Origin of the sequence: Micrococcus porci, from assembly GCF_020097155.1 — a bacterium.
GTDB lineage: Bacteria > Actinomycetota > Actinomycetes > Actinomycetales > Micrococcaceae > Micrococcus > Micrococcus porci.
Genome location: NZ_CP083691.1, coordinates 1,529,881 through 1,556,080, shown reverse-complemented (window position 1 = coordinate 1,556,080; position 26,200 = coordinate 1,529,881). Strand labels below are relative to the sequence as shown.

Below are 26,200 nucleotides of genomic sequence, written 5' to 3'. Positions count from 1 at the left end.
CCCGTCCAGGGTAGCCCCTCTTCTACACCGTGTAGAACATGGTCCGTGGCGAGTCGATCGCCTAGGATCGTGGACCGTCCGCTCCCCGCCCGCGCCGATCCCGGAGGTGAGACCATGGCCCGTGCCCGCCTCGAGGGCGCCGTCCTGGACGCGCTCTGGGACCACCCCGACGGCCTGACCGCCCAGGAGCTGCGCGTCCGCCTCGAGCGGGAGGACGGAGCCCCCGCGGTCACCACCGTCCTCACCGCCCTCTCCCGCCTGACGGCCAAGGGCCACGTCCGCCGGGTGGGCGCCCGCCGCCCCCAGGTGTTCGCCGCCGCCCGCACCCGCGAGCAGCATGCGGCGGGACTGCTGCAGGACATCCTCGGGTCCAGCCCGGACCACGAGGCGGTGCTGGCCGCCTTCGTCGGCGGCATCTCCGACGCGGACGCGGCCGCCCTGCGCCGCCTGCTGACCTGAGCGGGCACCGGGGTGTCCTTCTCCGTGCTCGTCCTCGCGGCGGTCGCCCTGTGCCTCGCCGGGCCCGTCCCGGTCCTGCTCGGGCGGGCCGCCTGGCCCTCGCGCTCCCCCGGGCTGGCCGTGCTCGCCTGGCAGGCGGTCGCCCTCGCCGGTGGGCTCGCGCTCGTGGGCACGCCCCTCCTCTGGGGGCTGCACCCCTGGGGGGACGGCCTGCTCGACGCCGTCCCCGCGCTGCTCGCCGACCTCACCTCACCGGACTCCGGCATCGCGCGGCCGGGATCGGCGCCGGCCGAGGTGCACCTGCTCGCCGTCGGCGCCGGGCTGACGGTGGCCCTGCACCTGCTGCTCACCACCGCGGTCACGGCGCTGCGCACCCTGCGCGCCCGGTCCCGGCACCGGGCGGCGCTCGAGCTGATCGCCACGGACCCCGAGCGCGCCGACGACTGGCCCGGAGGCCCCCGCGGGGCGCGCGAGCTGCCCGTGGACCTGCCGTTGGCCTACTGCGTGCCCGGAGTCCCCGGCGGCGGCACCCCGCTGACCGTGGTCTCCCGCGGGCTCCTGGAACGGCTCTCCCCGGAGGAGCTGCGCGCCGTGCTCCTCCACGAGCGCGCCCACCTGGCCCAGCACCACGGGCTGCTCCGCCTGGCCTTCGCCAGCTGGGCCCGGGCCTGCGCGTGGCTGCCCTCGGCCGAGACGGCGCGCGCCGGCGTGGTGCTGGTGACGGAGATGCTCGCCGACGACGCGGCCCGCCGCACCGCGCCGGCCCCCGTCCTCGCCCGCGCGCTGGCGCTCACGGTCCGGCCGGCCGAGGCCCCCGGCGCCTCGGCGTCCGGGCCGGATGCCGAACCGGACGCGGAGTCCGGGGGGCTCGGGCGCCGCGTGGCGCGCCTGCTGGACCCGCCGGCCCCGGTGCCGGGCGCCGTCGCGGGGGCCGCGGCGGCGGCGTGCCTGGCACTGCCCCTGGCCGTCCTCGCGGTGATCCTCGGTCCCGCCTGACCTCGTCCTCCATGCCGCCGGCGAACGGAGGACCCCAGGCCAGGTCACCCCCCGGGTGCTCCGTTAGAGTGAACGGACCGCTCGGTCCGGGCGGTCACAGCCCCCCGAGCAGAATGGTCCAGGTCCCCCACGTGTCCGGTAACGCCAGCTTCGAGTTCTCCCGCGCCGCCCTCCTGTCCGTGACCGAGGTGCAGGCCCCACTCGAGGTGACCTCGGACGACCTGGACGAGCAGCTCGCCGACGTCCTCACCCGCCTGCGCCTGCCACGGCACCTGCTCGAGCGCGTCGCGGGCGTGAAGGTCCGCCGCGCATGGGACGCGCAGAAGGACTTCCAGCAGGCCGCGGCGGAGGCCGGCACCGCCGCCCTGGCCGCCGCCGGCGTGGCCCCGGGGCAGGTGGGCCTGCTCGTGAACACCTCCGTCACCCGGGCCACCCTCGAGCCGTCCGTGGCCGTGCGGATCCACGACCTGATGGGCCTGCCCACCTCCGCCACGAACTTCGACATCACCAACGCGTGCCTGGGCTTCGTCAACGGCCTCATGCTCGCCTCCACCATGGTCGACGCCGGCCAGATCGACTACGCCGTCGTCGTCGCCGCCGAGGACGCCTCCAAGGTGCAGGCCTCCACCGTGGCGAACCTGCACGCCGAGACCACGGTCCGCGGCAACTTCATGGAGCAGTTCGCCTCCCTGACCCTGGGCTCCGGCGCCGCGGCCGCCGTGGTGGGCCGCACGGATGAGCACCCGGACGCGCACCGGATCCTGCGCGGCATCACGCGCGCCGGCACCGACCACCACCAGCTGTGCGTGGGCGACCACAACGGGATGTTCACCGACTCCAACGCGCTCCTGAAGGACGGGCTGGAGCTCGTCATGGACGCGTGGCACGACGTGCCCGCGGAGTGGGGCTGGGACCACGCCGCGCGCTACGTCACCCATCAGGTCAGCCAGATGCACACGGACGCCATCTCCGAGTCCGCGGGCATCCCCCTGGAGAAGCTGCCCACCACGTTCCCCGTGCTGGGCAACGTGGGCCCGGCCTCCCTGCCCATCACCCTCGTGCGCGAGCAGGACTCGCTCCGGCGCGGGGACGCCGTCGTCTGCCTGGGCGTGGGCTCGGGCCTGAACACCGCCATGCTCGAGATCCAGTGGTGAGCTGAAGGAGAGCCCAGAGCCATGCCGCGCATCCCCGCCGCCCCCGCCGCCCTCCCCCCGTTCGACCAGCTGCCCGGCTGGGACCCCGACTGGTCGCGACTCGTGACCATCCGCTCCGCCGCGGACCTGCCCGGCGTCGAGCGCACCCTGCACGTCGCGGACAACGGGCCGCAGCTGGCCGCCCTCGGCGCCGAGCTCGCGGGCACGATCCTCGCCGTGCACGGAAACCCCACCTGGTCCTACCTGTGGCGCGCCCTCCTGGCGGAGACCACCCGCCGGGCCCGGCGCGGCCAGCAGGCCTGGCGCGTGGTGGCCCCGGACCAGCTCGACATGGGCTACTCCGAGCGCCTCGAGCATCCGGCCTCCCCCACCCCCTCCGAGATGGGCCGGGCCCGCAGCACCTACCGCTCCCTCGGGGACCGGCTCGACGACCTCGACGCCCTCACCGCCGCGCTCGGCCTCACGGACCTGGCCGCGACGGGCCACCCGCTGATCACCCTCGGCCACGACTGGGGCGGCGTCGTCTCCCTCGGCTGGGCCGGGCGCCACCGGGACGTCGTGGCCGGCGTCTCCACACTCAACACGGCGGTCCACCAGCCGCCGCAGGCGAAGATCCCCGCGCCCCTCCAGGCCGCCCTGGCCGGACCCGTGCTGCCCGCCTCCACCGTGAGCACGGACGCGTTCATCGCGGTGACCACCTCGCTGGCCAAGCCCTCCCTCGCCCCTGAGGTCCGCGCCGCCTACCACCTGCCCTACCCCTCGGCGGAGCGCCGCGGCGGCGTCGGCGGGTTCGTCGCCGACATCCCGGTGGACGCCTCCCACGGCAGCCACGCGGCCCTGGAGGAGGTCTCCTCCGGCGTCAGCGCGCTCGGCGCGCAGGGGACGCCCGCGCTGATCCAGTGGGGTGCGGACGACCCCGTCTTCCTGGACCGCTACCTCGACGACCTCCGCGACCGGCTCCCCGCCGCTCGCGTGCACCGCTACGAGGAGGCCGGGCACCTGCTGATCGACGACCGCGACGTCGTCACCCCGCTGCTCACGTGGGCCCAGCTGCTGACCGCCGGGCTGCTGGCGGACCCCGCCTCCGGGCTGCCCGGGCCGCGGCCCCACGCGGACGACGCCGCCCCGCGGACCTCGGCGCTGCCGCTGCTGCCGGAGGCCTCGCGCGGCGTGCACGTGGACATCGCCGACCACGCCTCCGAGGCCGGGTCCCCGGCGGGCCTGCCCCGGCTGTGGGACCGGCTCGAGGACTGGGGCGCGCCCGACTCCCCCATGCGGGAGTACACCGCCCTCGTGGACATGGCGGGCGCCGAGACCTCGCGCGCCCTCTTCGGCGGGGCGCGCCGCCCCGTCGCCGTGTCCTGGGGCGAGTTCCAGGAGACCGTCTCGGCGATCGCCACGGGCCTGTGGGAGGCCGGCATGCGCCCCGGCGACCGGGTGTCCATGCTGGTGCCGCCCGGCCGCGACCTCTCCGCCGCCCTCTACGCCGTGCTGCGCGTCGGGGCCGTCGCGGTCGTCGCCGACCAGGGGCTGGGCGTCTCCGGGATGACCCGGGCCATGAAGTCCGCCCGCCCGCGCTGGGTGATCGGGAAGACCGCTGGGCTCACGCTGGCCCGCGCGCAGAACTGGCCGGGCACCCGCCTGTCCGTCTCCACGCTGGCCGCACCGCAGCGCGCCCTGCTGGACGTGTCGGACTCCCTCTACGCGATGGTGGACCGCCACCGGGCCCCCGAGCTGGGCGTTCCCCGCGACGCCGCCGGCGCGCCGTTGCCCGTGCCGGAGCTCGGCGCGGACGCCGCGGTGCTGTTCACGTCCGGCTCCACGGGTCCCGCCAAGGGTGTCGTGTACACGCACGAGCGGCTCGGCCACCTCGTGCGGCTGATCGCGCGCACCCTGGACATCCGCCCGGGCGCCTCCCTGCTGGCCGGCTTCGCGCCCTTCGCCCTGCTGGGGCCCGCGCTCGGCGCCGCGTCCGTCTCCCCCGTGATGGACGTGACCAAGCCGGCCACGCTGACGGCCGCGGCCCTGGCCGACGCCGCGATCGCCGGACAGTCCTCCGTGCTCTTCGCCTCGCCCGCCGCGCTGGCCAACGTGGTCGCCACGGCCGGGGACCTCAGCGGCGAGCAGCGCACGGCCCTGCGTCAGGTCCGCCAGGTGCTCTCGGCCGGCGCCCCCGTCCACCCCGCCCTGCTGCGCCAGGTCTCCGCGCTCATGCCGGAGGCCGAGGTGAACACCCCCTACGGCATGACAGAGGGGCTCCTCCTCGCCAACATCGACGGCGAGACCATCCACGCCCTGCGGCGCGCCGACGACGCCGGCGTGTGCGTGGGCTCCCCGTTGCCCACGGTCGAGTTCCGCATCGCCCCCCTGGCGGAGGACGGCACCCCCGAGGAGGTCACCCTGGATCCGGCCGCCGGTCACGGCGTCCTCGGCGAATTCGTGGTCTCCGCGCCGCACCTGAAGGACCGCTACGACGCCCTGTGGTTCACGGACCACCAGTCCAAGCGCGACGGGCTGATCCGCCGCGACGGCCGCGTGTGGCACCGCACCGCCGACGTCGGCCACTTCGACGCCGAGGGCCGGGTCTGGATCGAGGGTCGCGCCCAGCACGTGCTCACCACCCCCGACCGCCCCCTGGCGCCCGGCGGCCCCGAGGGCGTCGTCGACGCGCTCGGGCCCGTCGCGCGCTCCGCCGTGGTGGGCGTCGGCCCGGCCGGGACGCAGGCCGTCGTCGTCGTGGTCGAGGCCGCGGTCCCGGCGGCGCGCCCGCCCCGCCGCGCCGGCCACCATCGGGACGGCAGGCCCAAGCAGGGCCTGGCCCCCACTGCCCTGGCGGCCTCGGTGCGCTCCGCGCTGGAGCCGCTGCCCGTGGCGGCGGTGCTGGTGGCGGACCACATCCCCACGGACATCCGCCACAACTCCAAGATCGACCGGCCCCGGGTCGCCCGCTGGGCCGAGGGCGTGCTCGCCGGGGGGACGGTGGACGGGCTGTGAGCCGCATGGGCTTCGAGGTCCACCTCGGGGACGACGGTCTGCTGCAGCTGGCCGAACGGGTGGAGCACCGGCGGGTCCTGGTCACGGGCGCCTCCGGCCTGCTCGGCTCGGGCGTCGCGCGCGTCCTGGCGGAGGCGGGCAACCCTGTCACCACCCTGCAGCGCCGGCCGTCCGGGGTGCCGGGCGCGGTGGACGTGCTCGGCTCGGTGACCGACCCGGCCGCCGTCGAACGCGCACTCGAGGGCGTGGACACGGTGGTGCACGTCGCCGCGAAGGTCTCCGTGAGCGGGCCCGAGGAGGAGTTCGCCGCCGTGAACGTGGAGGGCACCCGGATCCTGGTGCACGCCGCGCGGCGCCGGGGTGTGCACCGGTTCGTGCACGTCTCGTCCCCGTCGGTCGCCCACGCCGGCGCGTCGATCGTCGGCGAGGGCGCCGGCCCGGCGGACCCGGAGCACGCCCGCGGCCCCTACGCCCGCACGAAGGCGGCCGGCGAGCTGATCGCCCTGGGCGCGGACGCCGACGACTTCCGGGTGCTGGCCCTGCGGCCGCACCTGATGTGGGGCCCGGGTGACCTGCAGCTCACCGACCGGATCGTGCAGCGGGCCCGGGAGGGCCGGATGCCGGTGCTGGGCTCGGGCGCGGCGCTGGTGGACACGCTCTACACGGGCAACGCGGTGGAGGCCGTGGTGGCCGCGGTCTCCGCGGTGGACCACACCCACGGCGAGGCCCTCGTCGTGACCAACGGCGAGCCGCGCCCCGTGGGCGAGCTGATCCGCCGGATCGCGCTCGCCGGCGGCGCCCCGGAGCCCGAGCGCACCGTGCCCGCGGGCGTGGCCCGCCGCGCCGGCGCGCTCATCGAGCGGGCGTGGGAGCGCGACCTCTTCGGGGTCCGCTCCTCCGGGCGCGGCTCCGCCGACGGCGAGCCGCCCCTGACCGAGTTCCTCGCCGAGCAGCTGTCGACGTCGCACTGGTTCGACCAGCGCCGCACGCGCGAGGTGCTCGACTGGACGCCGTCCGTCTCGATGGACGAGGGCCTGCTGCGCCTGGCGGCGTACTACCGCGACCGCTGACCCTCCGGAGGCGGGAGGACGTCACCAGGACGAGCGGGCGCCCGCCGTCCTGTGGGGACCGCAGGGGCGCCGTGCCTCACCCGAGGGGGACGGGCTCCGGGTCCGGCTGGCGGCGGCCGGTCATGTACCGGCTCACGAGGGCCTGGTTCGCTACGGCGACCACGATGCCGAGCCCCGCGGCGGCGAGCACGAGCCCGGTGGGGTCGGCGATGCCGGAGATGAGGAACCGCGGGATCTGGAAGATCCCCAGGAAGTTCAGCAGGAACCAGGCCCCCTGTCGCTCACCGGCGTAGAAGACGGTCCTCCTGGCCTTCTCCTGGTCCACCACGAAGCGCAGCCCCGTCATGGACAGCAGGCCGAGGGCCATGAAGGCGGCCGCCCCGCCGATGGCTGACCACTCGGCGAGGTGGTCCTGCAGGCTGCACACCACCGAGGCCAGCCCGAACGCGGCGCCCACGCCGGCGGCGCGCCAGGCGGGGGCATCGCCCCGGAGCGTGCCGTCCCTCCCCTGAGAAGCGGCGGTGTGGCCCGTCCCAGCGTCGGAGCGCTCCGTGAGGGGCTCGCCGACTCGTCGACCTGTATTCTGAGCCACGGCGTCCATGGCGGGAGCATAGCAAGGCCAGGGGTGCGTCCATGAGGGGCGGGGTCGGGGGGCGAGGATTGGCCGGCGGTGCGGGTCAGGCGTCGATGCGTTCGCGGTCCAGCTCGTCCGCGTTCGAGACGATGAACGCCTTGCGCGGGGCCACCGAGGAGCCCATCAGCAGCTCGAACACCCTCTCCGCGGCCTCCACCTCGGAGATGGTCACGCGGCGGAGCATGCGGTGGCGGGGGTCCATGGTGGTCTCCGCGAGCTGGTCGGCGTCCATCTCGCCCAAGCCCTTGTACCGCTGGATCGGCTCGCGGTAGGTGCGGCCCTCGGCCTCGAGCCGTGCGAGGACCTCGTGAAGCTCCGCCTCGGAGTAGGTGTAGATGACCTCCCGCTCCTTCTTCCCGCGGGTCACGGCCTCGATGCGGTGCAGCGGCGGCACGGCGGCGTACACCCGGCCGGCCTCCACCATGGGGCGCATGTACCGGAAGAAGAGGGTGAGGAGCAGGGTGCGGATGTGGGCGCCGTCGACGTCGGCGTCCGTCATGAGGATGACCTTGCCGTAGCGGGCGGCGTCGAGGTCGAAGCCGCGCCCCGCGCCGCCCCCGACCACCTGGATCAGGGCCGCGCACTCGGCGTTGGAGAGGATGTCGGAGACCGAGGCCTTCTGGACGTTCAGGATCTTGCCGCGGATGGGCAGGAGGGCCTGGAAGTCGGAGGAGCGGGCCAGCTTGGCGGTGCCGAGGGCGGAGTCGCCCTCGACGATGAACAGCTCAGAGGCGGCGACGTCGTTGGAGCGGCAGTCCGCGAGCTTCGCGGGCATCGTGGAGGTCTCCAGGGCGTTCTTGCGCCGCTGGTTCTCCTTGTGCGTGCGGGCCGAGATGCGGGACTTCATCTCCGCCACGACCTTCTCCAGAAGCGCGCCGACCTGCTGCTTCTGGCCGCGGGCCGTGGAGGTCAGCAGGGCCGTGAGCTCCTTCTCCACCACCCGGGCCACGATCCTGCGGACCGCGGGGGTGCCCAGGATCTCCTTGGTCTGCCCCTCGAACTGCGGCTCGGCCAGGCGCACGGTGAGGACCGCGGTCATGCCCGCCAGGACGTCGTCCTTGTCCGGACGGTCCGAGCCGGCCTTCAGACGGCGCGCGCCGGCCTCCACCTGGGCGCGGAACACCTTGAGCAGCGCCGACTCGAAGCCGGACTGGTGGGTGCCGCCCTTGGGCGTGGCGATGATGTTCACGAACGAGCGGAACACGGTCTCGTAGCCCACGTCCCACCGCAGGGCCACGTCCACCTCGCAGGTGCGCTGCACGTCCTGCATCTGCGTGCGGCCGTCCTCGCCGAGCACCGGGACCCGCTCCGTGAAGGTGCCGGAGCCCTGGATCCGCCAGACGTCGGTCACCGGCTTGGCGGGGGTGAGGTGGTCCACGAACTCGGCGATGCCGCCGTCGTACTGGTAGACCTCCTGGACCGGCCCCGCCTCCCCCGCCGTGCCCGTGAGGCGCCGCAGGTCGGTGACCGCGATGCGCAAGCCCGGGATGAGGTAGGCGGTCTGCCGGGCGCGCGCCTGGAGGTCCTCCATGGAGAACGTCGCGTCCGGGGTGAAGATCTGCTCGTCCGCCCAGTAGCGGACGCGGGTGCCGGTCTGCCCGCGCTTGGCCTTCCCGACGACGTCCAGCGGGGCGGCGTCGGCGGCCGGCTCGAACGGCGCGTCCGGGGTGGGGCGGGAGCCGTCCTGGAAGCGACCGGGCTCGCCGCGCCGGAACGAGAGCTGATGGACCTTGCCCCCGCGCACCACCTGCACGTCCAGGCGGGAGGACAGGGCGTTGACCACGGAGGCACCCACGCCGTGGAGGCCGCCCGAGGCCGCGTAGGAACCGCCGCCGAACTTGCCGCCGGCGTGGAGCTTGGTGAAGACCACCTCGACGCCGGTCAGCCCCGTGCGCGGCTCCACGTCCACCGGGATGCCGCGGCCGTTGTCCGCGACCTCGACCGACCCGTCCGGGTGCAGCGTGACGTCGATGGACTGGCCGAAGCCGGCCAGGGCCTCGTCCACGGAGTTGTCGATGATCTCCCACAGGCAGTGCATGAGCCCGCGCGAGTCCGTCGAGCCGATGTACATGCCCGGACGCTTGCGCACCGCCTCGAGCCCCTCCAGAACGGAGAGGTGGCGGGCGGAGTACTCGGTGTTCGCGGGCACAGGGGGCGGTCCTTCCGGGGCGGCGGCGGGGTCGTCCCAGCCTACCGGCGCGACAGACGTGACAACGGTGGCCCCTCGGCCGCGGCGGCACCGGCGCCGCGTACGCGGGTGGCGAAACAGCGGGGCTCGGAGCCCGCGCCGGGAAGGAGGGTGCCATGCTGGGCGTTCCAGTGGACAGGATGCGGCGCGCTCCGCGCCCCTGACCCGAACGAAGACGAGGAGGACGCATGTCCATCACCGCCGTGGCCGAACCGGCCGCCCTCACCCGCGCCGACCGTTGCGACCGCTGTGGCGCCCAGGCCTACGTCCGCGCCGTGCTGCCCTCCGGCGGCGAGCTGCTCTTCTGCGGCCATCACGCCCGCGGCGTCGAGGCCTCGCTCCGCCCGCAGGCGGCCCTGTGGCAGGACCAGACCGAGGAGCTGGACGGCTCCACCGCCGCCTGAGACCGAGGCCCGGCTCATGCCGGCCCCTGATGACGACGGCCCGTCACCCTCCGCGTGGAGGGGACGGGCCGTCGTCGTGTGCGGGACGGATCAGTCCAGGTAGTCCCGCAGCACCTGGGAGCGGGACGGGTGGCGCAGCTTGGACATCGTCTTGGACTCGATCTGACGGATGCGCTCGCGCGTGACGCCGTAGACCTTGCCGATCTCGTCCAGGGTCTTGGGCTGGCCGTCGGTGAGGCCGAAGCGCATCGCGACCACGCCGGCCTCGCGCTCGGAGAGCGTGTCCAGCACGGAGTGCAGCTGCTCTTGGAGCAGGGTGAAGGACACGGCGTCCGCGGGGACCACGGCCTCGGAGTCCTCGATGAGGTCGCCGAACTCGGAGTCGCCGTCCTCGCCGAGGGGCGTGTGCAGGGAGATGGGCTCGCGGCCGTACTTCTGGACTTCCACGACCTTCTCCGGGGTCATGTCCAGCTCCTTGGCCAGCTCCTCCGGGGTAGGCTCGCGGCCGAGGTCCTGCAGCATCTGGCGCTGCACGCGGGCCAGCTTGTTGATGACCTCCACCATGTGCACGGGGATGCGGATGGTGCGGGCCTGGTCCGCCATGGCGCGGGTGATGGCCTGGCGGATCCACCACGTCGCGTAGGTCGAGAACTTGAAGCCCTTGGTGTAGTCGAACTTCTCCACGGCGCGGATGAGGCCGAGGTTTCCCTCCTGGATGAGGTCCAGGAACAGCATGCCGCGGCCCGTGTACCTCTTGGCCAGGGAGACGACGAGGCGCAGGTTGGCCTCGAGCAGGTGGTTCTTGGCGCGGCGGCCGTCGGCGATGATCAGCTCGACGTCGCGGCGCAGCCGGTAGTCCTCGGGCGGGTTCTCGGCGAAGTGGTGCTCGGCGTAGAGGCCGGCCTCGATGCGCATGGCGAGGTCCACCTCCTGCTCCGCGTTGAGCAGGGCGACCTTGCCGATCTGCTTGAGGTAGTCCTTCACGGGGTCGGCGGTGGCGCCGGCCACCACGACCTGCTGGACCGGGGCGTCGTCCTCGGAGTTGTCCATCACGAACGCACCCTTGGCGGCGGTCTCGGCGGGCTTCTCCGTGGTGGCGACCAGGTCCTCTGCGGCGGGGGCGTCCGAGCCGTCCGCGTCGGCGTCGTCCCCGTCCTGCGAGGCCTGCTCCGCGACGTCGTCGGCGTCCAGCTCGAGGTCCTCCTCCTCGACGAGCTCCTCTTCGGCCACGGCCTTGGAAGCGGTCTTCTTGGGGGCGCGCGTCGTCTTCTTGGGGGCCGCCTTGGCGGTCGACGTGGCCGTGGAGGTCCGCTTGCGCGGCGCGGCGGCGGGCGCGGCCTCGGTCTCCGCGTCCGCGGCGGCCTTCTTGGTCGTCGCCCCGCGCGTGGTGGTCGCCTGGGCGGCGGTCGACTTCGCGGTCGTCTTCTTCGCGGCGGTGGACGCGCCGGAGGCCGTCTTCGCGGCCGCGGGCTTCTTCGCCGCGGCGGCGGTGGTCTTCTTCTTCGCCGCGGTGGTGGTCTTCTTCGCGGCGGCGGCCGTCGTGGTCGAGGCGGCGGTCTCCTTGCCGTCCTGCTTGCCGCTGGTCGTCGAAGTGGTCACTCGAGGCCTTTCCGTCGGGGTGCCCGCCGTCATCGCGGAGCACGGCGTCATATGCACGTGACCCTGTCAAGTCCACGGACCGACGACGGCGTCGGCGGCCCCGTGGAGTGCAGGGTCTCGAAGTGCTCAACACGGGGAGGCCGGCGTCTATTCCTCCGCGGGCGGAGTCGAACCGCCTCGGCATGCGTCGAACCGCCTCATCCTCTCATGCCGGACGCCGGGTCCTGCGGATCCCACGGGGTCCAGGCGCGGCGGGGATCCGCCGCCCAGGCGCAGACGGCCCCCGCGTCCAGGATCCGCCTCAGCACCCCGACCAGCGGATCCCGGGGGGCGAGCCGCCTCGCCACGTCCAAGTGGGCGCCCGCCGCGGTGCCCTCGCCCCGTGCCCAGCAGATCCAGGCGGCGAGGGCGAGCGCCGGCGCGGCGCAGGGCGCCGGCGCGTCGGCCGCGAGCGCGCGCAGGGCGTCCCAGAGCCGGTCGAGGCGTCGCCAGTCCGGCCCGGGGTCGCGGGTGCCGGTCAGGAGCGCGGCGCGCTCCGCGGCGGGGAGCTCGTCCGCGGCGGCACCGGCGGCGGCGATCAGCAGGGCGTCCCGCCGGGCGGGGTGCTCGAGCCCGGCGCCGAGGCGGGCCCGTCCTGCGGGGCGCTCGGGCAGCCCGCCTCCGTCCAGGACGCGCTCCCACGCGGCCAGCCACGGTCCGGGCGCCTCGGGGCGGGCGCGGGCCGCCGTCCAGTGCGGGCGGTCCGGGGCGGCCGGGTCGAGGGCCGCGGGGGTGGGCACGGACCGGTGTCCCGCGCGCAGGCCCCAGACCGAGCCCGCGCCGATCAGGTGCAGGGAGAGGTCGGAGTGGCGGGGATCCACCTCCTCCAGCGGGCCGGGGCCTGCGCCCGGCTCCACCGGCCAGCGGGCGGCGTGCCCGGCGACGACGCCCCATCCCTCCCGCGCCGGGATCCCCCGGTCCCGCAGGGCCCGCACCAGGGGCGGCCACCAGCCGGGCGGCTCGAGTCCGCCCGCCCGGCCGGTGAGGCTCACGCAGACGACGGCGTCGGCCGCGGCGTCGCGACGGGCCACCGCGGCGACGGCCTCGGCCCAGTGCCTCGCGGCCGGGGGCGTCTCCCGTCCGGGCCGGTCCACCCGGACGACGGCGCGCAGCCGAGCCCGCGCGAGGGTCACCAGGAGGATGGACTCGCGCGGCTCGGTCCCGAGGACGTGGAACGCGTAGCCGAGCAGGTCGTCCACCCCACGGGCCCGCAGGACCGGCAGGTGGGGAGGCGTGACCCCGGCGGGGACGGCGGACGGGACGGCGGGAGGGTGATCCATGCCCTCCAGCGTGCGGGGCCGCACCCCACCCCGCCGGTCAGACCTGCGGGTCCGGGGACGGGGCGGGACCCTCGTCGTCCTGTGCAGGAGTCGTCGGCCGCGGCTGGACCGACTCGTCCCGCTCGGCGAGGTACGCCTCCACGGCGGAGGCGAGCTCGTCGCCGTCGGGGAGCTCGCCGTGGGACTCCAGCAGGGAGCGCTCCTGGCCCTCGGAGTTCTGGTCGTAGTTCTTCTCGAGACCGGTGATCATCGTCTGGACCTCGGGCGAGCCGGCGACCTGCCGCTCGAGCTCCGCGTCGACCTCGCGGGCGGCGTCGCGCAGCTCGTCCGTGGGGAGCATGAGGTCCAGGGAGGCGCCGGCGTACTCGAGCGCGGCGACGGCCGCCTGGGGGTAGCCCGCCTCGGCCACGTAGTGCGGCACGTGCACGGTGTAGCCCGCCGTCGGCAACCCCGCCTCCTCGGCCCGCAGCTCCAGGACCTGCACGAGCCCCGCCACGACGTCGGCCTCGGGGCTCCACGTGGACAGGCCCTCGAGCGCGTCGGCGCGGCTGCCGTGGGTGGTCACCCCGATGCGGCGGGTGTGGGGCACCGGCAGCGGCGCGGCGTCCAGGAAGGTGGCGGAGGAGGCCTCCCACTCCTGCAGCAGGCCCAGGAGGGCCGCGGTGAACCGGCCCCACTGCATGTCCGGCTCCGGCCCCGCCACCAGCAGGAACGGGTGGCCGAGCAGGTCCTCCATCAGCTCGACGTCGAGCGCGGGCATCCGCAGGTCCGTGTAGCGCTCGCGGTCGAACCGGATCCGTGGCCGCCGGGCGCGGTAGTCGTGGAGCTGGTCGACGTCGAAGCGGGCGACCGTGCGGTGGGCCAGCCGTTCCCGCAGCCCCGCGCCGACCTGCCGGCCGACGTGCCCCGCGTCGAGGTGGCCCGTCAGCGTCACGAGCACGCCCAGCCCGTCCGGCACGGCGTCCCCGGGTGCGGCGTCGTGCCGGGTGTAGAGCTGTGTGGGGTCCTGCACCTGTCCTGTCCTCCTCGTCCGTGGCTCCGCTGCGCCCGCGCCGGGCGGCCGAGTGCCTCTGGAGGGGCAACGGATCCGGGGTCGCCCCGTATTCCGCCCTGGCTAGGATGGGCTGGACGTCCCGGTGCGGACCCGCCATCGTCTGCGGCCACGCGCCCCGACGCACCGTCCCCTCCAGGAAGGAATCCCTCCGTGATCTCGCAGGAACGCCCGACCCTCATCGCCCGATCGCTCGCGGAGGTCACCGCGCCGGCCGTCGTCGTCGGCGTCGGCGCCGGCCCGGACGGGCCGCTGCTGCTCACGGACGCGCTGCCCGACGAGGCCGCCGTCGCCCTCGAGTCCTCCCTCGAGCTGCTCGAGGTCAAGGGGCGTCCGGACGAGGTGCACCGCCTGCCGGGCCTGTCCGGCTCCCGCTGGCCCCTGCTCGTTCTCGTGGGTCTGGGGGACCTGGACCAGGACGGCGGGGCCGACGACGAGGCGCTCCGCCAGGCGTCCGGCGCCGCCGTGCGCTCCCTGGCCGGCACGGAGTCCGTGGCCCTCGCCCTGCCGGCGGACACCCCGTCCCGCCTGGCCGCCGTCGCGGAGGGCGCCGCGCTGGGCGCCTATGCGTTCACGGCGTTCACGTCCGCCGGCGACACGCCCGGGCGCGCTCCCGTGTCGACTGTGGAACTCGTCACCCCCCTCCCGGCGTCCGCCTCCGAGCCCGTGCTGCGCCGCGCCGCCGTGATCGGCGACGCCGTCTGCGCCGTCCGCGACCTCGTGAACACGCCGCCCTCCCACCTGTACCCCGCCTCCTTCGCCGACGCCGTCGTCGGGGACCTCGAGGGCACCGATGTGGACGTGCGCGTCTGGGACGAGGCGCAGCTGGCGGCCGAGGGCTTCGGCGGCATCGTCGGCATCGGCCAGGGCTCCTCGCGCCCGCCGCGCCTGGTGCGCGTGGAGCACGCCCCGGCCGGCGCGCGCGCACACGTGGCCCTCGTCGGCAAGGGCATCACCTTCGACACCGGCGGCATCTCCCTCAAGCCCCCGGCGTCCATGATGACGATGAAGTCGGACATGGCCGGCGCCGCCACCGTGTTCGCCGTGGTGCGCGCCGCCGCGGCCCTGGAGATCCCCGTGCGGGTGACCGGCTGGCTCGCCATGGCGGAGAACATGCCCTCGGACACGGCCCTGCGCCCCTCCGACGTCCTGACCATGCACGGCGGGAAGACCGTCGAGGTGATGAACACCGACGCCGAGGGTCGTGTCGTCATGGCGGACGCCCTCGTGGCCGCCACGGACGAGCGACCGGACGCCGTCCTCGACGTCGCCACCCTGACCGGCGCCCAGCTGGTCGCCCTGGGCGTGCGGCACACCGGTGTCATGGGCGACGAGGCCCTGCGCAACGAGGTCGTGGCCGCGGCCGGCGCGGCCGGCGAGCTCGCCTGGCCCATGCCCATCCCGGAGCAGCTGCGCCCCTCCCTGGACTCGCGGGTGGCGGACATCTCGAACATGGGAGAGCGGTTCGGCGGCATGATGACGGCCGCCGCGTTCCTCCGCGAGTTCGTCGACGCCGGCCGCCCCGCCGCGGAGCGCGCCGAGTCCCCCACGCCCTGGGCGCACCTGGACATCGCCGGCCCCTCGTTCAACGAGTCCGCCGCCTACGGCTACACCCCGCGCGACGCCACCGGCACGATGGTGCGCACCCTGGTGGGTCTCATCGCGGGACGTGCCGGGTAAGGTTTCACGAAGACGCCTCCACGCCGCACCCCCGGCGGATCCCGGGACCGTGCGGCCGGAGGGCATCGCCAACGACTCCACACACACCCGACCTCAAGGAGCATCACCGTGGCCGATTCGGCAACCGCTCAGGAATTCGACGTCCTCGTCCTCGGCGGTGGCTCCGCCGGGTACGCCGCAGCCCTGCGTTCCGTGCAGTACGGCAAGTCCGTCGCCCTCGTGGAGAAGTCCAAGGTCGGCGGCACCTGCCTGCACTGGGGCTGCATCCCCACGAAGGCCTACCTGCACGCCGCCGAGGTGGCCGACGAGACCCGCAACGCCGCCAAGGTCGGCGTCAACGCGACCCTCGAGTCCGTGGACATGGCGAAGGTCCGCGACTACAAGGACGGCATCGTCTCCGGCAAGCACAAGGGCCTGGCCGGCCTGCTGAAGATGCGCAAGGTCCAGGTCATCGAGGGCGCCGGCAAGCTCGTCTCGAAGAACGAGGTCGAGGTCGACGGCACCCGTTACACGGCAGAGAACATCGTGCTGGCCTCCGGCTCCGTGTCCAAGACCATGGGCCTGCCCATCTCCAAGAAGATCATGACCTCCACGGAGGCCCTCGAGCTGGACTACACCCCGAAGTCGGCCATCGTGCTCGGCGGCGGTGTGATCGGCTCCGAGTTCGCGTCCCTGTGGAACTCCTTCGGCGTCGACGTCACCATCATCGAGGGCCTGAAGACCCTGGTCCCCAACGAGGATCCGGCGATCATCAAGGTCCTCGAGCGCGAGTTCAAGAAGAAGGGCATCAAGACCAACCTGGGCACGTTCTTCGACAAGGTCGAGGAGACCGACTCGGGCGTCAAGGTGACCCTCGCGGACGGCAAGGTGTTCGAGGCCGAGGTCTGCCTCGTCGCCGTCGGCCGTGGCCCGAACACCGAGGGCCTCGGCTACGAGGAGCAGGGCGTCAAGATGGACCGCGGCTTCGTCCTCACCGATGAGCGCCTGCACACCGGCGTCGGCAACATCTACGCCGTGGGAGACATCGTCCCCGGCCTGCAGCTGGCGCACCGCGGCTTCCAGCAGGGCATCTTCGTGGCCGAGGAGATCGCCGGCAACAAGCCGATGGTGGTCGAGGACATCAACATCCCGAAGGTCACCTTCACCGAGCCGGAGATCATGTCCGTGGGCTACACCCAGCCCAAGGCGGAGGAGAAGTTCGGCAAGGACAACGTCGAGGTCGCCGAGTACAACCTGGCCGGCAACGGCAAGTCCTCGATCCTCGGCACCGGCGGCATCATCAAGATGGTCCGCCAGAAGAACGGCCCGATCGTGGGCGTGCACGGCATCGGCAAGCGCATCGGCGAGCAGATCGGCGAGGCGCAGCTCATCGTGAACTGGGAGGCCTACCCCGAGGACGTCGCCCAGTTCGTGCACGCGCACCCCACGCAGAACGAGGCCCTGGGCGAAGCCGCCATGGCTCTGTTCGGCCACCCGCTGCACAGCTGACCCACCGCACTGACCATCCCGGGTCCGTGCGTCGGGCCCACCTCGCAACCCCGGGTGGGCGCCCCCGGCGTCCACCCCTCATGAGGAGCATCGGAACCATGTCTGAAACCGTGAACCTGCCCGCCCTGGGCGAATCCGTCACCGAGGGCACCGTGACCCGCTGGCTCAAGGCCGTCGGCGACGAGGTCGCCGTCGACGAGCCCCTGGTGGAGGTCTCCACCGACAAGGTCGACACCGAGATCCCGTCCCCCGTGGCCGGCGTGCTCGAGGAGATCCTGGTCGAGGAGGACGACACCGTCGAGGTCGGCGCCCCGCTGGCCACGATCGGTGACGGCTCCGGCGGCGGCTCCGCCGACGCGTCGGAGGACGACGCCGCGGCCGAGGAGCCCGCCGTCGAGGAGGCGCAGCAGGACGACGCCCAGCAGGAGCCCGCCGGCGAGCCGGCTCCGGAGGAGCGCGCCTCCACCGACCAGGGCTCGGACGAGGCCCCGTCGGCCGGCGGCGAGGACTCCGAGGTCACCCTGCCCGCGCTGGGCGAGTCCGTGACCGAGGGGACCGTGACCCGCTGGCTGAAGTCCGTCGGCGACGAGGTCGAGGTCGACGAGCCGCTGCTCGAGGTCTCCACCGACAAGGTCGACACCGAGATCCCGTCCCCCGTCGCCGGCACCCTCGTGGAGATCCTGGCGAACGAGGACGACACCGTCGAGGTCGGCGCCGTGCTGGCCCGCGTGGGCTCCGGCGCCGCCCCCGCCGCGTCGCAGGACCCCGCCCCCGCCGCGGACACCGCCTCCCCCGAGGAGATCGAGGACAAGGCCACCGAGGCCCCCACCGGCGAACAGACCGAAGAGGCCGCGGAGCAGGCCGGCGACGTGAAGCAGGAGCAGGCCCCGGCCGCCTCCCCCGCCGAGACCGCCTCCGCCGCTCCGGCGGCGTCCGCCCCCGCCGCGGAGACCTCGGCCTCCGAGCCGGGCCCGGGCTACGTGACCCCGCTCGTTCGCCGCCTGGCCAAGCAGAACGGCGTGGACCTCTCGACCGTCCGCGGGACCGGTGTCGGGGGCCGCATCCGCAAGCAGGACGTGCTCGCGGCCTCCCTGGCCAACCAGGCGTCCTCCGGCTCCGCCTCCCCGGCGGCCGCCGAGGAGCAGCAGACCCCCGCCGCGGCCTCCGCCCCGGCTCCGGCCGCCGTCCGCGGCGAGACCGAGAAGGCCCCGCGCATCCGCCAGGTCATCGCCCAGCGCATGCGCGAGTCCCTCGACCTCTCCACCCAGCTCACCCAGGTGCACGAGGTCGACATGACCCGCATCGTGCAGCTGCGCGGCAAGGCCAAGGCCTCCTTCCAGGAGAAGAACGGCGTCAAGCTGACCTACCTGCCGTTCATCACGCAGGCCGTCACGGAGGCGCTGAAGCAGCACCCCAAGCTAAACGCCTCGTTCTCCGAGGACAACAAGGAGATCACCTACCACGCCTCCGAGGACATCGCCATCGCGGTGGACACGGACCGCGGCCTGCTGGTGCCGGTCGTCAAGGACGCGGGCACGCTCAACCTGGCCGGCCTCGCCCAGAAGATCGCCGACGTCGCCGAGCGCACCCGCACCAACAAGATCAACCCGGACGAGCTCTCCGGCGGCACGTTCTCGATCACCAACATCGGCTCCGTGGGCGCCCTGTTCGACACGCCGATCATCAACCAGCCGCAGGTCGCCATCCTGGGCACCGGCGCGATCGTGAAGCGCCCGATGGTCGTCGCCGACGCCGACGGCAACGACACCATCGCGATCCGCCACATGATGTACCTGTCCCTCACCTACGACCACCGCCTGGTGGACGGCGCCGACGCGGGCCGCTTCCTGCAGACCCTCAAGGCGCGCCTCGAGGGCGGCGAGTTCGCGGCCGAACTCGGCCTCTGACCGGAACCTCAGGAGCCTGACGCATGGAGATCCTCCACAACGTCGTCGTCGCGATCCACATCGTCTCGGCGGCCGCGATCGTGGGCGGCTGGTTCGCCCACTTCAAGAACCCGACCGTCACCGTCTCCCAGTGGTGGGGCGCCCTCGGCATGATCCTCTCGGGGGTCGTGCTGTTCGGGTGGGCCATGACCGGGGAGCCGAACCACATGAAGCTGGGGATCAAGTTCCTCATCGGCGTCATCGTGTTCATCGCCGCCCTGCTCGGTCGCCGCAAGGCCAACCGCGGTGAGGTCGTGCCGAAGGGACTCGCCCACGCCGTGGGCGGCATGGGCCTGGTCAACATCCTGGTCGCCGTGCTCTGGTCCTGACGGACCGGGCGCGCAGACGCCGCGGGCCCCGGGGAGGAACACCTCCCCGGGGCCCGCGGCGTCTGAGCGTCCGCAGCTGGGTCCCCTCAGCGGGGGTCCACGGCGGCGGCCCGCCAGCGGCCCTCCCCACCCGGCACGAGGGTGACGGACACGTCCTCCTCCGACGCCGGCACCTCCCCGACGACGGACCCGGCGTCGTCCAGCACGGTGTGGGCGCTCATCCGCAGGACGGCGGGCACGACCACCCACCCCGCCTCGGCTCCGCCCGAACCACCGGCCTCCGCGGGCCGCGGCCGCCCGACGGCCTCGAGCGTGACGACGAGCCCGGAGAACGCACTGCCTCCCTCGCGCAGCTGGTCCTGGATCGCCCGGTCCCGCCGCCACGCCGGGCCGTCCGGGACGGCGTAGGCGTCCACCCGCGCGGGGTCCGGGTCCGTGAGCGCGGCGGTCCGGCCCTCGGCGACGGCGGCCAGGGCGGCCGCCGCGTCCTCCGCGGGGAGCACCGCGGCCGGTCCCGTCCCCGCCGCGGAGGGCACGCCACCGTCGCGGGTCGGCGTGATCGCGTCCTTCGGGTCGGCCGCACCGGTCGGCGTGACCGAGGCCCTCGGGTTGGCCGGAGCGGCCGTGGGTGACGTCGGCGGCGCCGCCACGGCACGCGAGCCCGCACCCTCGCCCTGATCCTCGGGCCGGTCCGTCAGGCCGCCCACGGCCGCTGACACGACCGTTCCGGCCAGGACGGCGGCGCCCACCAGCATCACCGGGTGCCAGCCCCTCGAGCGGGGCGACCGGTTCCGCCTCTTCCGGCCCCCTCTGCCCCGCCCCGCGTCCCGGCGCCCGCCCGCCCTCGGACGGGACCGCCGGGCGTCCCCGGACCCGCCGGGCCGTGCGGGCGGCACGACGGTGGGCAGCAGGTGGGCCACCTCGGCCGGCGCCGACTCGTGCAGCGGCACGGGCTCGGGCGGCGCCGCGTCGTACGCGGCCACGGCGGCCTCCGCGGCGCCCGGCCGCCCGGCCGGGTCCGGGTCGAGGGCGGCGGAGAGCAGCAGCGCCAGCTCGACGGGCACGTCCGGCACCAGCACGGGCAGCGGCGCCCGGTGCTCACGCGGCCCGGGCGCCCGGCCCGTGAGGGCGAACCAGCCCAGGGCGCCCCACGCGTAGACGTCCGCCGCTGCCCCGCCCTCGCCGACGCCGGCCTCGTCCTCCGGAGCGGTGAAGCCCGGTGTCCCCCCGCGGCCCCGGGGGCCCCCGACGACGCGCGCGACCCCGAGGTCCGCGAGGGCGGGCCGGCCGTCGACCCCGAAGAGCACGTTGCCCGGGGAGACGTCCCCGTGGACGACGCCGTGCTCGTGCAGGTGGGCCAGGGCCTGCGCGACGGGGACGAGCACGGTGACGGCCTGCCCGGGGCGCAGGGGACCGGCGTCGTGGACCATCGACGCCAGGCTGCCCGCCGGGAGCCGCTCGCTGAGGACGCCGGTCCCCCGGTCCGTGTCCACGGTCCCGAGCACGCGCAACAGGTGGGGGTGGCGGAGGTGGCCGTAGACGGCGGCCTCCTTCGCGACGGCGTCCGGGTCCCCGTCCGCTCGGGGAACCTTCAGGACACACTCGGTGCCGTCCTCCCGGCGCACGAGCCAGGCCTCGGCCTGCCCGCCCATCCCGATCCGGGACACGACCCGCAGGCCCGGCGCCTGCGGGGGCCGATCCGCTGGGCCGAGCTCCGCGGGCGACCCGACGTCCCCCACCCCGGGCTCCACCGCAGCGGGCCCCTCCCCTCCCCGGGGCGGATCGGCCCAGGCGCTCACATCCCGTCCGCCGTCGGCGAACCAGTCGTCCGTCGCCGGGCGTCCCACGGGCGGCACCCCGCCGCTCCGCTCCGCGTCCTCCGCCTCCACGGCCACTCCCCTCCGTCGATCCCGCGGGCCGTGCCCCGCGGCTCTCCGCGGGGCACGGCATCCCCTCCGCCGTCCAGCCTGCCCGATCCCGGCGAGCTCCTCTCGGGTTGTCCACAGGGGTCGGCGGCGGCCTCCCCGCTCTCCCGACGCTCCAGCGGCACCGCGGCCGGGGACTACAGTGGTCGCCATGCCCCACGCCCTCCTGCCGCCCGTCCGCGTGCTCGGCCTGGCCCCCGACCTGATTGACTACGAGGAGGGCTGGGCCCTCCAGCGGACCCTCCACGCCGACGTCGTGGCCGGCCGTTCCGACGGTGAGATCCTGCTGCTCGAGCACGAGGCGGTCTACACCGCCGGACGTCGCACTGAGGACGCGGACCGCCCCACCGACGGCGCCCCCGTGGTCGACGTGGACCGCGGCGGCAAGATCACCTGGCACGGCCCGGGGCAGCTCGTCGGCTACCCGGTGGTCCGCCTCCGGGACCGGGCGCACGTCAAGGACTACGTCTGGTTCCTCGAGGAGGTCCTGATCCGCACCGCCGCTGAGTTCGGCGTCACGGCCGTCCGCGTGGACGGACGGGCGGGGATCTGGATCACCGCCCGTGAGGGCGACCCCCGTCCGGACCGCAAGCTCGGGGCGATCGGGCTGTCCATCCACGACGGCGTGTCGATGCACGGCTTCTCGTTCAACTGCTCGAACTCGCTGACCCCCTACGAGACGATCATCGCGTGCGGCATCGCCGACGCGTCCACCACCACGCTCTCCGTCGAGACCGGCCGCGAAGTGACCCCGGTCGACGTCCTGCCCGTCCTCGTGCGCCACCTCGAGGACCTGGGCCCGGAGCACATCGCGCTGACCCCCACGGAAGGAACGCCCGCATGACCACCGCCCCCGAGGGACGCCGCCTGCTGCGCGTCGAGGCCCGCAACGCCGAGGTCCCCGTCGAGCGCAAGCCCGAGTGGATCAAGGCCAAGGTCCACATGGGGCCGGAGTACATCGGCCTGAAGAACACCGTGAAGGGCTCGGGCCTGCACACGGTGTGCGAGGAGGCCGGCTGCCCCAACATCTTCGAGTGCTGGGAGGACCGCGAGGCCACCTTCCTCATCGGCGGCGACATCTGCACGCGCCGCTGCGACTTCTGCGACATCGCCTCCGGCCGTCCCCTGCCGCTGGACATGGACGAGCCGCAGAAGGTCGCCGAGAACATCCGCGAGATGGACCTGCGCTACGCCACCGTCACGGGCGTGGCCCGCGACGACCAGAAGGACGGCGCGGCCTGGCTGTACGCGGAGACCATCCGCAGGATCCACGAGTTGAACCCGAGCACCGGCGTCGAGATCCTCCCCCCGGACTTCGGGGCGGTCCCGGAGCTGGTGCAGCAGGTGTTCGACGCGCGGCCCGAGGTGTTCGCGCACAACCTGGAGACGGTGCCGCGCATCTTCAAGCGCATCCGCCCGGCCTTCACCTACGAGAAGTCCCTCCGGGTGCTGACGATGGCCAAGGAGCAGGAGCTCGTCACGAAGTCCAACCTCATCCTCGGCATGGGCGAGACGGACGAGGAGATCGACCAGGCGCTGGTCGACCTGCACGAGGCCGGGTGCGACATCATCACGATCACCCAGTACGTCCGGCCCTCCAAGCTGCACCACCCGATCGACCGGTGGGTCAAGCCGCAGGAGTTCGTGGCCTGGTCGCAGCGCGCCGAGGAGATCGGCTTCGCCGGCGTCATGGCGGGGCCGCTGGTGCGCTCCTCGTACCGCGCCGGGAAGCTCTACGCGCAGGCGATGGAGCGGCTGGGCCGCGAGGTGCCGGAGCACCTCGCCCACCTGCGCGGCGAGCGCACCGCCCGGCAGGAGGCCGCCGCCGTCGTCGCCCGGATGTCCTGAGGCCCGCCGGTAGACTGGACCCCAAATGGCTAAGAACCCCTCCACCTCCCCGTCCTCGTCCGGATCCTCCTCGCTGAAGGAGGTCAAGGCGATGCAGCGCGACCGCCGAGCCCAGCTCAAGGCGGACGCGAAGGCCGAGCGCGCCCAGAAGAGGGCGAACGCCGGCCCCGGCATCATCAGCCAGCTCAAGCAGGTCTTCGCGATCACGCGCCAGCAGAACCCGCGCCTGGTCCTCTGGATGGTGCTCGCGTTCGCGTCCGTCCTCGTGCTCGGCCTGGTCGTCGGCCTGCTGCTGCACAACTGGATCACCTGGCTGCTGCTGGCGATCCCCTTCGGCGTGCTCGCGGCCGTGATCGTGATGAACCGCCTGGGCGAGCGGGCCATGTTCGACCGCCTGGAGGGCCAGACCGGCGCCGCCGGCGCCACCCTGTCCAGCCTGGGCCGCGGGTGGATTGTCGGGGAGCAGCCGTCGGCCGTCAACCCCAAGACCCACGACCTCGTCTACCGCGCGATCGGCAAGCCGGGCGTGGTGCTCGTGACCGAGGGCCCCGCCTCCCGCGTGGGGAAGCTGGTGTCCAAGGAGCAGAAGGCCATGGAGCGCTTCCTGCCCGGCGTGCCCGTGCACGTCGTGGAGACCGGCCGTGGCGAGGGCCAGATCCCGCTGCGCGAGGTGCCCAAGACGCTCAAGGCCCTGCCGAAGAAGCTCACCGCGCAGGAGGTCAGCGCCGTGGACAAGCGGCTCTCCGCGCTCGGCACCCAGAAGCCGCCGATCCCCAAGGGCGTCGACCCGATGCGCGCCCGCCCGGACCGCCGCGGCATGCGAGGCCGCTGAGCACTCCCGGACACGACGAGGCCCCCGCCGCGCGGCGGGGGCCTCGTCGTGTCCGGCGCGACGGCGCCGCGGTCACATGTGGAGCTCGACCGTCCCGGCGACGCGGTCGTGCATGCCCCGCCCGTCCGGTCCGACGACGACAGCCGGGAGCACGAGGCAGAGCAGCGCGGTGCGGATCAGGACGCGGTGCACCGGGGCGGTGCCGCCCGTGCCCTCGCGGACCACCTGGATCCGGCAGAGGGCTTTGCCGACCGTGGTGGCGAGCAGCGTGAGGCCCACGACGTGCATGGCGGCGAAGACGAGCAGGGTGGCGATCGCGTCGCCCCCGAACGCGAGGTTCGAGACCACGAGGGCCAGGGCCCAGTCGATCATCAGGGCGCCCGCCCGGCGGGCGGCGGTGGCCATCGACGCCGGACCGTGCTCGGGCAGGCCCAGCAGGTCGCCCGGCCAGCGGCCCCCGGCGCGTCCCCCTCCGGGGCCGTCGATCCAGCCCGCCAGGTCGGCGCGGCTGATCAGGGGCTCGGCGCGGCCGGCGGCGTCCCGCTCTGACCGGTCACGGGGGGCGGGGTCGGATGCTCGATGTGCCACCCCACCAGGGTAGTCGGGGCCGGAGGACGCGTTACACGCCGGAAACACACAGGACACGCGGCCCGCACACGGGCTGAGTAGGGTGGGGGCATGCCGGGCGCCACGGCGCGCGGCCCCCATTCCACCGTAGGAAGGCCAGGAGAGAACCATGTTCACCTCCGTCGAAGACGTGCTCGCATACATCAAGGACGAGGGCGTCGAGTTCGTCGACATCCGCTTCACCGACCTGCCGGGCATGCAGCACCACTTCAACGTCCCCGCCTCCACGGTGGACGAGGACTTCTTCGTCACCGGTCAGCTCTTCGACGGCTCCTCGATCCGCGGCTTCGCCGGCCTCGCCGAGTCGGACATGCAGCTCATCCCCGACGTGACCACGGCCTTCGTGGACCCCTTCCGCGTCCGCAAGACCCTGGCCATGAACTTCTCCATCGTGAACCCGCGCACCGGCGAGGACTACCGCCGCGACCCGCGCGGCGTCGCCCAGCGCGCCGAGGCCTACCTGGCCTCCACCGGCATCGCGGACACCGCCTTCTTCGCCCCCGAGGCCGAGTTCTACGTGTTCGACGACGTGCGCTACGAGTCCTCGGCCCGCAGCTCCTTCTACCGCGTCGACTCCACGGAGGCCCACTGGAACACCTCGCGCGACGAGGAGGGCGGCAACCTCGGCCACAAGACCCCCCGCCAGGGCGGGTACTTCCCCGTGACCCCGGTCGACAAGCAGGCGGACCTGCGCGACGAGATCTGCGCCGTCCTCGCCGAGGTCGGCCTCGAGGTCGAGCGCTCCCACCACGAGGTGGGCTCCGCGGGCCAGGCGGAGATCAACTACCGCTTCAACACCCTGACCCACTCCGCGGACGACCTGCAGAAGTTCAAGTACGTGGTGAAGAACGTCGCGGAGATGTTCGGGAAGTCCGTCACCTTCATGCCGAAGCCCGTCTTCGGCGAGGCCGGCTCCGGCATGCACTGCCACCAGTCGCTGTGGCTGGGCGGCGAGCCCCTGTTCTACGACGAGAAGGGCTACGCGAACCTCTCCGACACCGCGCGCTGGTACATCGGCGGCCTCCTGCAGCACGCCTCGGCGGTGCTGGCGTTCACCAACCCGACCGTGAACTCGTACCGCCGCCTCGTGCCCGGCTTCGAGGCCCCGGTCTCGATGGTCTACTCGCAGGGCAACCGCTCCGCCGGCGTCCGCATCCCGGTCACCGGCTCCAACCCGAAGGCCAAGCGCCTCGAGTTCCGCGCCCCCGACGCCTCGGGCAACCCCTACCTGGCCTTCGCGGCCCAGCTGATGGCCGGCCTGGACGGCATCCGCAACCGCATCGAGCCGGCCGAGCCGATCGACAAGGACCTCTACGAGCTGCCCCCGGAGGAGGCCGCCGACATCCAGAAGGCGCCCACCTCCCTGGAGGAGGCGCTGAACGCCCTCGAGGAGGACCACGAGTTCCTCCTCGCCGGGGACGTCTTCACCGAGGAGCTGATCCGCACCTGGATCGACTACAAGCGGGAGATGGAGCTGACCCCGCTTGCCGCCCGCCCGAACCCCTACGAGTTCGAGCTCTACTACTCCTGCTGAGCCGCCCGTCGACCTCCGGCCCCGTCCTCCCCCGCGAGGACGGGGCCGGCATCGTCGTGGCCCACGTGACATCTCTGCAGACCAGGGAATAGGCGCCGCCGACGCGACGCTGTCCGGGGCAGC

21 protein-coding genes are annotated in these 26,200 nt (G+C 74.1%); 14 read left to right on the top strand and 7 right to left on the bottom strand.

What is annotated here, in order from left to right; all coding sequences use genetic code 11:
- Positions 1-69 precede the first annotated feature (69 nt).
- From KW076_RS07415 to KW076_RS07395, 5 genes are all read left to right on the top strand, one after another.
- Positions 70-459, top strand: a complete 390-nt coding sequence (locus KW076_RS07415; RefSeq protein WP_350354976.1) for a BlaI/MecI/CopY family transcriptional regulator — start codon at positions 70-72, stop codon at positions 457-459.
- 12 nt (positions 460-471) lie between these two features.
- Positions 472-1,455 (top strand): M56 family metallopeptidase, encoded by a 984-nt coding sequence (locus KW076_RS07410; protein ID WP_224354711.1) that lies wholly within the window; start codon positions 472-474, stop codon positions 1,453-1,455.
- A 113-nt stretch (positions 1,456-1,568) separates the two neighbouring features.
- Complete coding sequence (locus KW076_RS07405; RefSeq protein ID WP_224354710.1) at positions 1,569-2,609, top strand: 3-oxoacyl-ACP synthase III; 1,041 nt, start codon at positions 1,569-1,571, stop codon at positions 2,607-2,609.
- A gap of 21 nt (positions 2,610-2,630) precedes the next feature.
- Positions 2,631-5,603, top strand: a complete 2,973-nt coding sequence (locus tag KW076_RS07400; protein ID WP_224354709.1) for an alpha/beta fold hydrolase — start codon at positions 2,631-2,633, stop codon at positions 5,601-5,603.
- 5 nt (positions 5,604-5,608) lie between these two features.
- On the top strand, positions 5,609-6,673 hold the full coding sequence (locus KW076_RS07395) for an NAD-dependent epimerase/dehydratase family protein (RefSeq protein ID WP_255718711.1): 1,065 nt from the start codon (positions 5,609-5,611) through the stop codon (positions 6,671-6,673).
- A 76-nt stretch (positions 6,674-6,749) separates the two neighbouring features.
- On the opposite strand, the gene KW076_RS07390 is transcribed toward KW076_RS07395, so the two are convergent.
- Together KW076_RS07390 and KW076_RS07385 are read right to left on the bottom strand one after the other, a co-directional pair.
- Entirely contained in the window at positions 6,750-7,274 is a 525-nt protein-coding gene (locus tag KW076_RS07390; RefSeq protein ID WP_224354707.1) for a hypothetical protein, read from the bottom strand.
- A gap of 76 nt (positions 7,275-7,350) precedes the next feature.
- Positions 7,351-9,456 carry a DNA gyrase/topoisomerase IV subunit B gene (locus KW076_RS07385; RefSeq protein ID WP_224354706.1) on the bottom strand — a complete coding sequence of 702 codons (2,106 nt, stop codon included), beginning with the start codon at positions 9,454-9,456 and terminating at the stop codon, positions 7,351-7,353.
- 227 nt (positions 9,457-9,683) lie between these two features.
- Between KW076_RS07385 and KW076_RS07380 the strand changes: the two genes are divergently transcribed.
- Complete coding sequence (locus tag KW076_RS07380; protein ID WP_224354705.1) at positions 9,684-9,899, top strand: DUF7455 domain-containing protein; 216 nt, start codon at positions 9,684-9,686, stop codon at positions 9,897-9,899.
- Between the two features lie 90 nt (positions 9,900-9,989).
- On the opposite strand, the gene KW076_RS07375 is transcribed toward KW076_RS07380, so the two are convergent.
- The 3 genes from KW076_RS07375 to KW076_RS07365 form a co-directional block, all read right to left on the bottom strand.
- Positions 9,990-11,531 carry an RNA polymerase sigma factor gene (locus KW076_RS07375; protein WP_224356808.1) on the bottom strand — a complete coding sequence of 514 codons (1,542 nt, stop codon included), beginning with the start codon at positions 11,529-11,531 and terminating at the stop codon, positions 9,990-9,992.
- A 164-nt stretch (positions 11,532-11,695) separates the two neighbouring features.
- On the bottom strand, positions 11,696-12,817 hold the full coding sequence (locus KW076_RS07370) for a DUF4192 family protein (protein ID WP_286670215.1): 1,122 nt from the start codon (positions 12,815-12,817) through the stop codon (positions 11,696-11,698).
- A 37-nt stretch (positions 12,818-12,854) separates the two neighbouring features.
- Positions 12,855-13,829 carry a PAC2 family protein gene (locus KW076_RS07365; RefSeq protein ID WP_224354704.1) on the bottom strand — a complete coding sequence of 325 codons (975 nt, stop codon included), beginning with the start codon at positions 13,827-13,829 and terminating at the stop codon, positions 12,855-12,857.
- 192 nt (positions 13,830-14,021) lie between these two features.
- Between KW076_RS07365 and KW076_RS07360 the strand changes: the two genes are divergently transcribed.
- From KW076_RS07360 to KW076_RS07345, 4 genes are all read left to right on the top strand, one after another.
- Positions 14,022-15,548: a leucyl aminopeptidase gene (locus KW076_RS07360; protein WP_224354703.1), complete on the top strand. Its 1,527-nt coding sequence runs from the start codon at positions 14,022-14,024 to the stop codon at positions 15,546-15,548.
- Between the two features lie 108 nt (positions 15,549-15,656).
- Entirely contained in the window at positions 15,657-17,036 is a 1,380-nt protein-coding gene (gene lpdA / locus KW076_RS07355) for a dihydrolipoyl dehydrogenase (protein WP_224354702.1), read from the top strand.
- Between the two features lie 98 nt (positions 17,037-17,134).
- Positions 17,135-18,943, top strand: coding sequence for a 2-oxoglutarate dehydrogenase, E2 component, dihydrolipoamide succinyltransferase (sucB, locus tag KW076_RS07350; protein ID WP_224354701.1), 1,809 nt, complete (start codon positions 17,135-17,137; stop codon positions 18,941-18,943).
- A 23-nt stretch (positions 18,944-18,966) separates the two neighbouring features.
- The gene (locus tag KW076_RS07345) at positions 18,967-19,311 is read left to right on the top strand and encodes a hypothetical protein (RefSeq protein WP_224354700.1); all 345 of its coding nucleotides are present in this window, start codon (positions 18,967-18,969) and stop codon (positions 19,309-19,311) included.
- A gap of 86 nt (positions 19,312-19,397) precedes the next feature.
- On the opposite strand, the gene KW076_RS07340 is transcribed toward KW076_RS07345, so the two are convergent.
- Positions 19,398-20,978, bottom strand: a complete 1,581-nt coding sequence (locus tag KW076_RS07340) for a serine/threonine protein kinase (protein ID WP_255612488.1) — start codon at positions 20,976-20,978, stop codon at positions 19,398-19,400.
- A 409-nt stretch (positions 20,979-21,387) separates the two neighbouring features.
- Between KW076_RS07340 and lipB the strand changes: the two genes are divergently transcribed.
- From lipB to KW076_RS07325, 3 genes are read left to right on the top strand one after another with little or no spacing between them, the layout of a single operon-like run.
- Positions 21,388-22,080, top strand: coding sequence for a lipoyl(octanoyl) transferase LipB (gene lipB / locus KW076_RS07335; RefSeq protein WP_224354698.1), 693 nt, complete (start codon positions 21,388-21,390; stop codon positions 22,078-22,080).
- Complete coding sequence (gene lipA / locus KW076_RS07330) at positions 22,077-23,084, top strand: lipoyl synthase (RefSeq protein WP_224354697.1); 1,008 nt, start codon at positions 22,077-22,079, stop codon at positions 23,082-23,084. Before lipB ends, lipA begins: the two co-directional genes overlap by 4 nt.
- 25 nt (positions 23,085-23,109) lie before the next feature.
- Positions 23,110-23,916 (top strand): DUF4191 domain-containing protein, encoded by an 807-nt coding sequence (locus KW076_RS07325; RefSeq protein WP_224354696.1) that lies wholly within the window; start codon positions 23,110-23,112, stop codon positions 23,914-23,916.
- A gap of 72 nt (positions 23,917-23,988) precedes the next feature.
- On the opposite strand, the gene KW076_RS07320 is transcribed toward KW076_RS07325, so the two are convergent.
- Complete coding sequence (locus KW076_RS07320; RefSeq protein WP_224354695.1) at positions 23,989-24,504, bottom strand: RDD family protein; 516 nt, start codon at positions 24,502-24,504, stop codon at positions 23,989-23,991.
- Between the two features lie 148 nt (positions 24,505-24,652).
- Between KW076_RS07320 and glnA the strand changes: the two genes are divergently transcribed.
- Positions 24,653-26,077, top strand: coding sequence for a type I glutamate--ammonia ligase (gene glnA / locus KW076_RS07315; protein ID WP_224354694.1), 1,425 nt, complete (start codon positions 24,653-24,655; stop codon positions 26,075-26,077).
- Positions 26,078-26,200 lie beyond the last annotated feature (123 nt).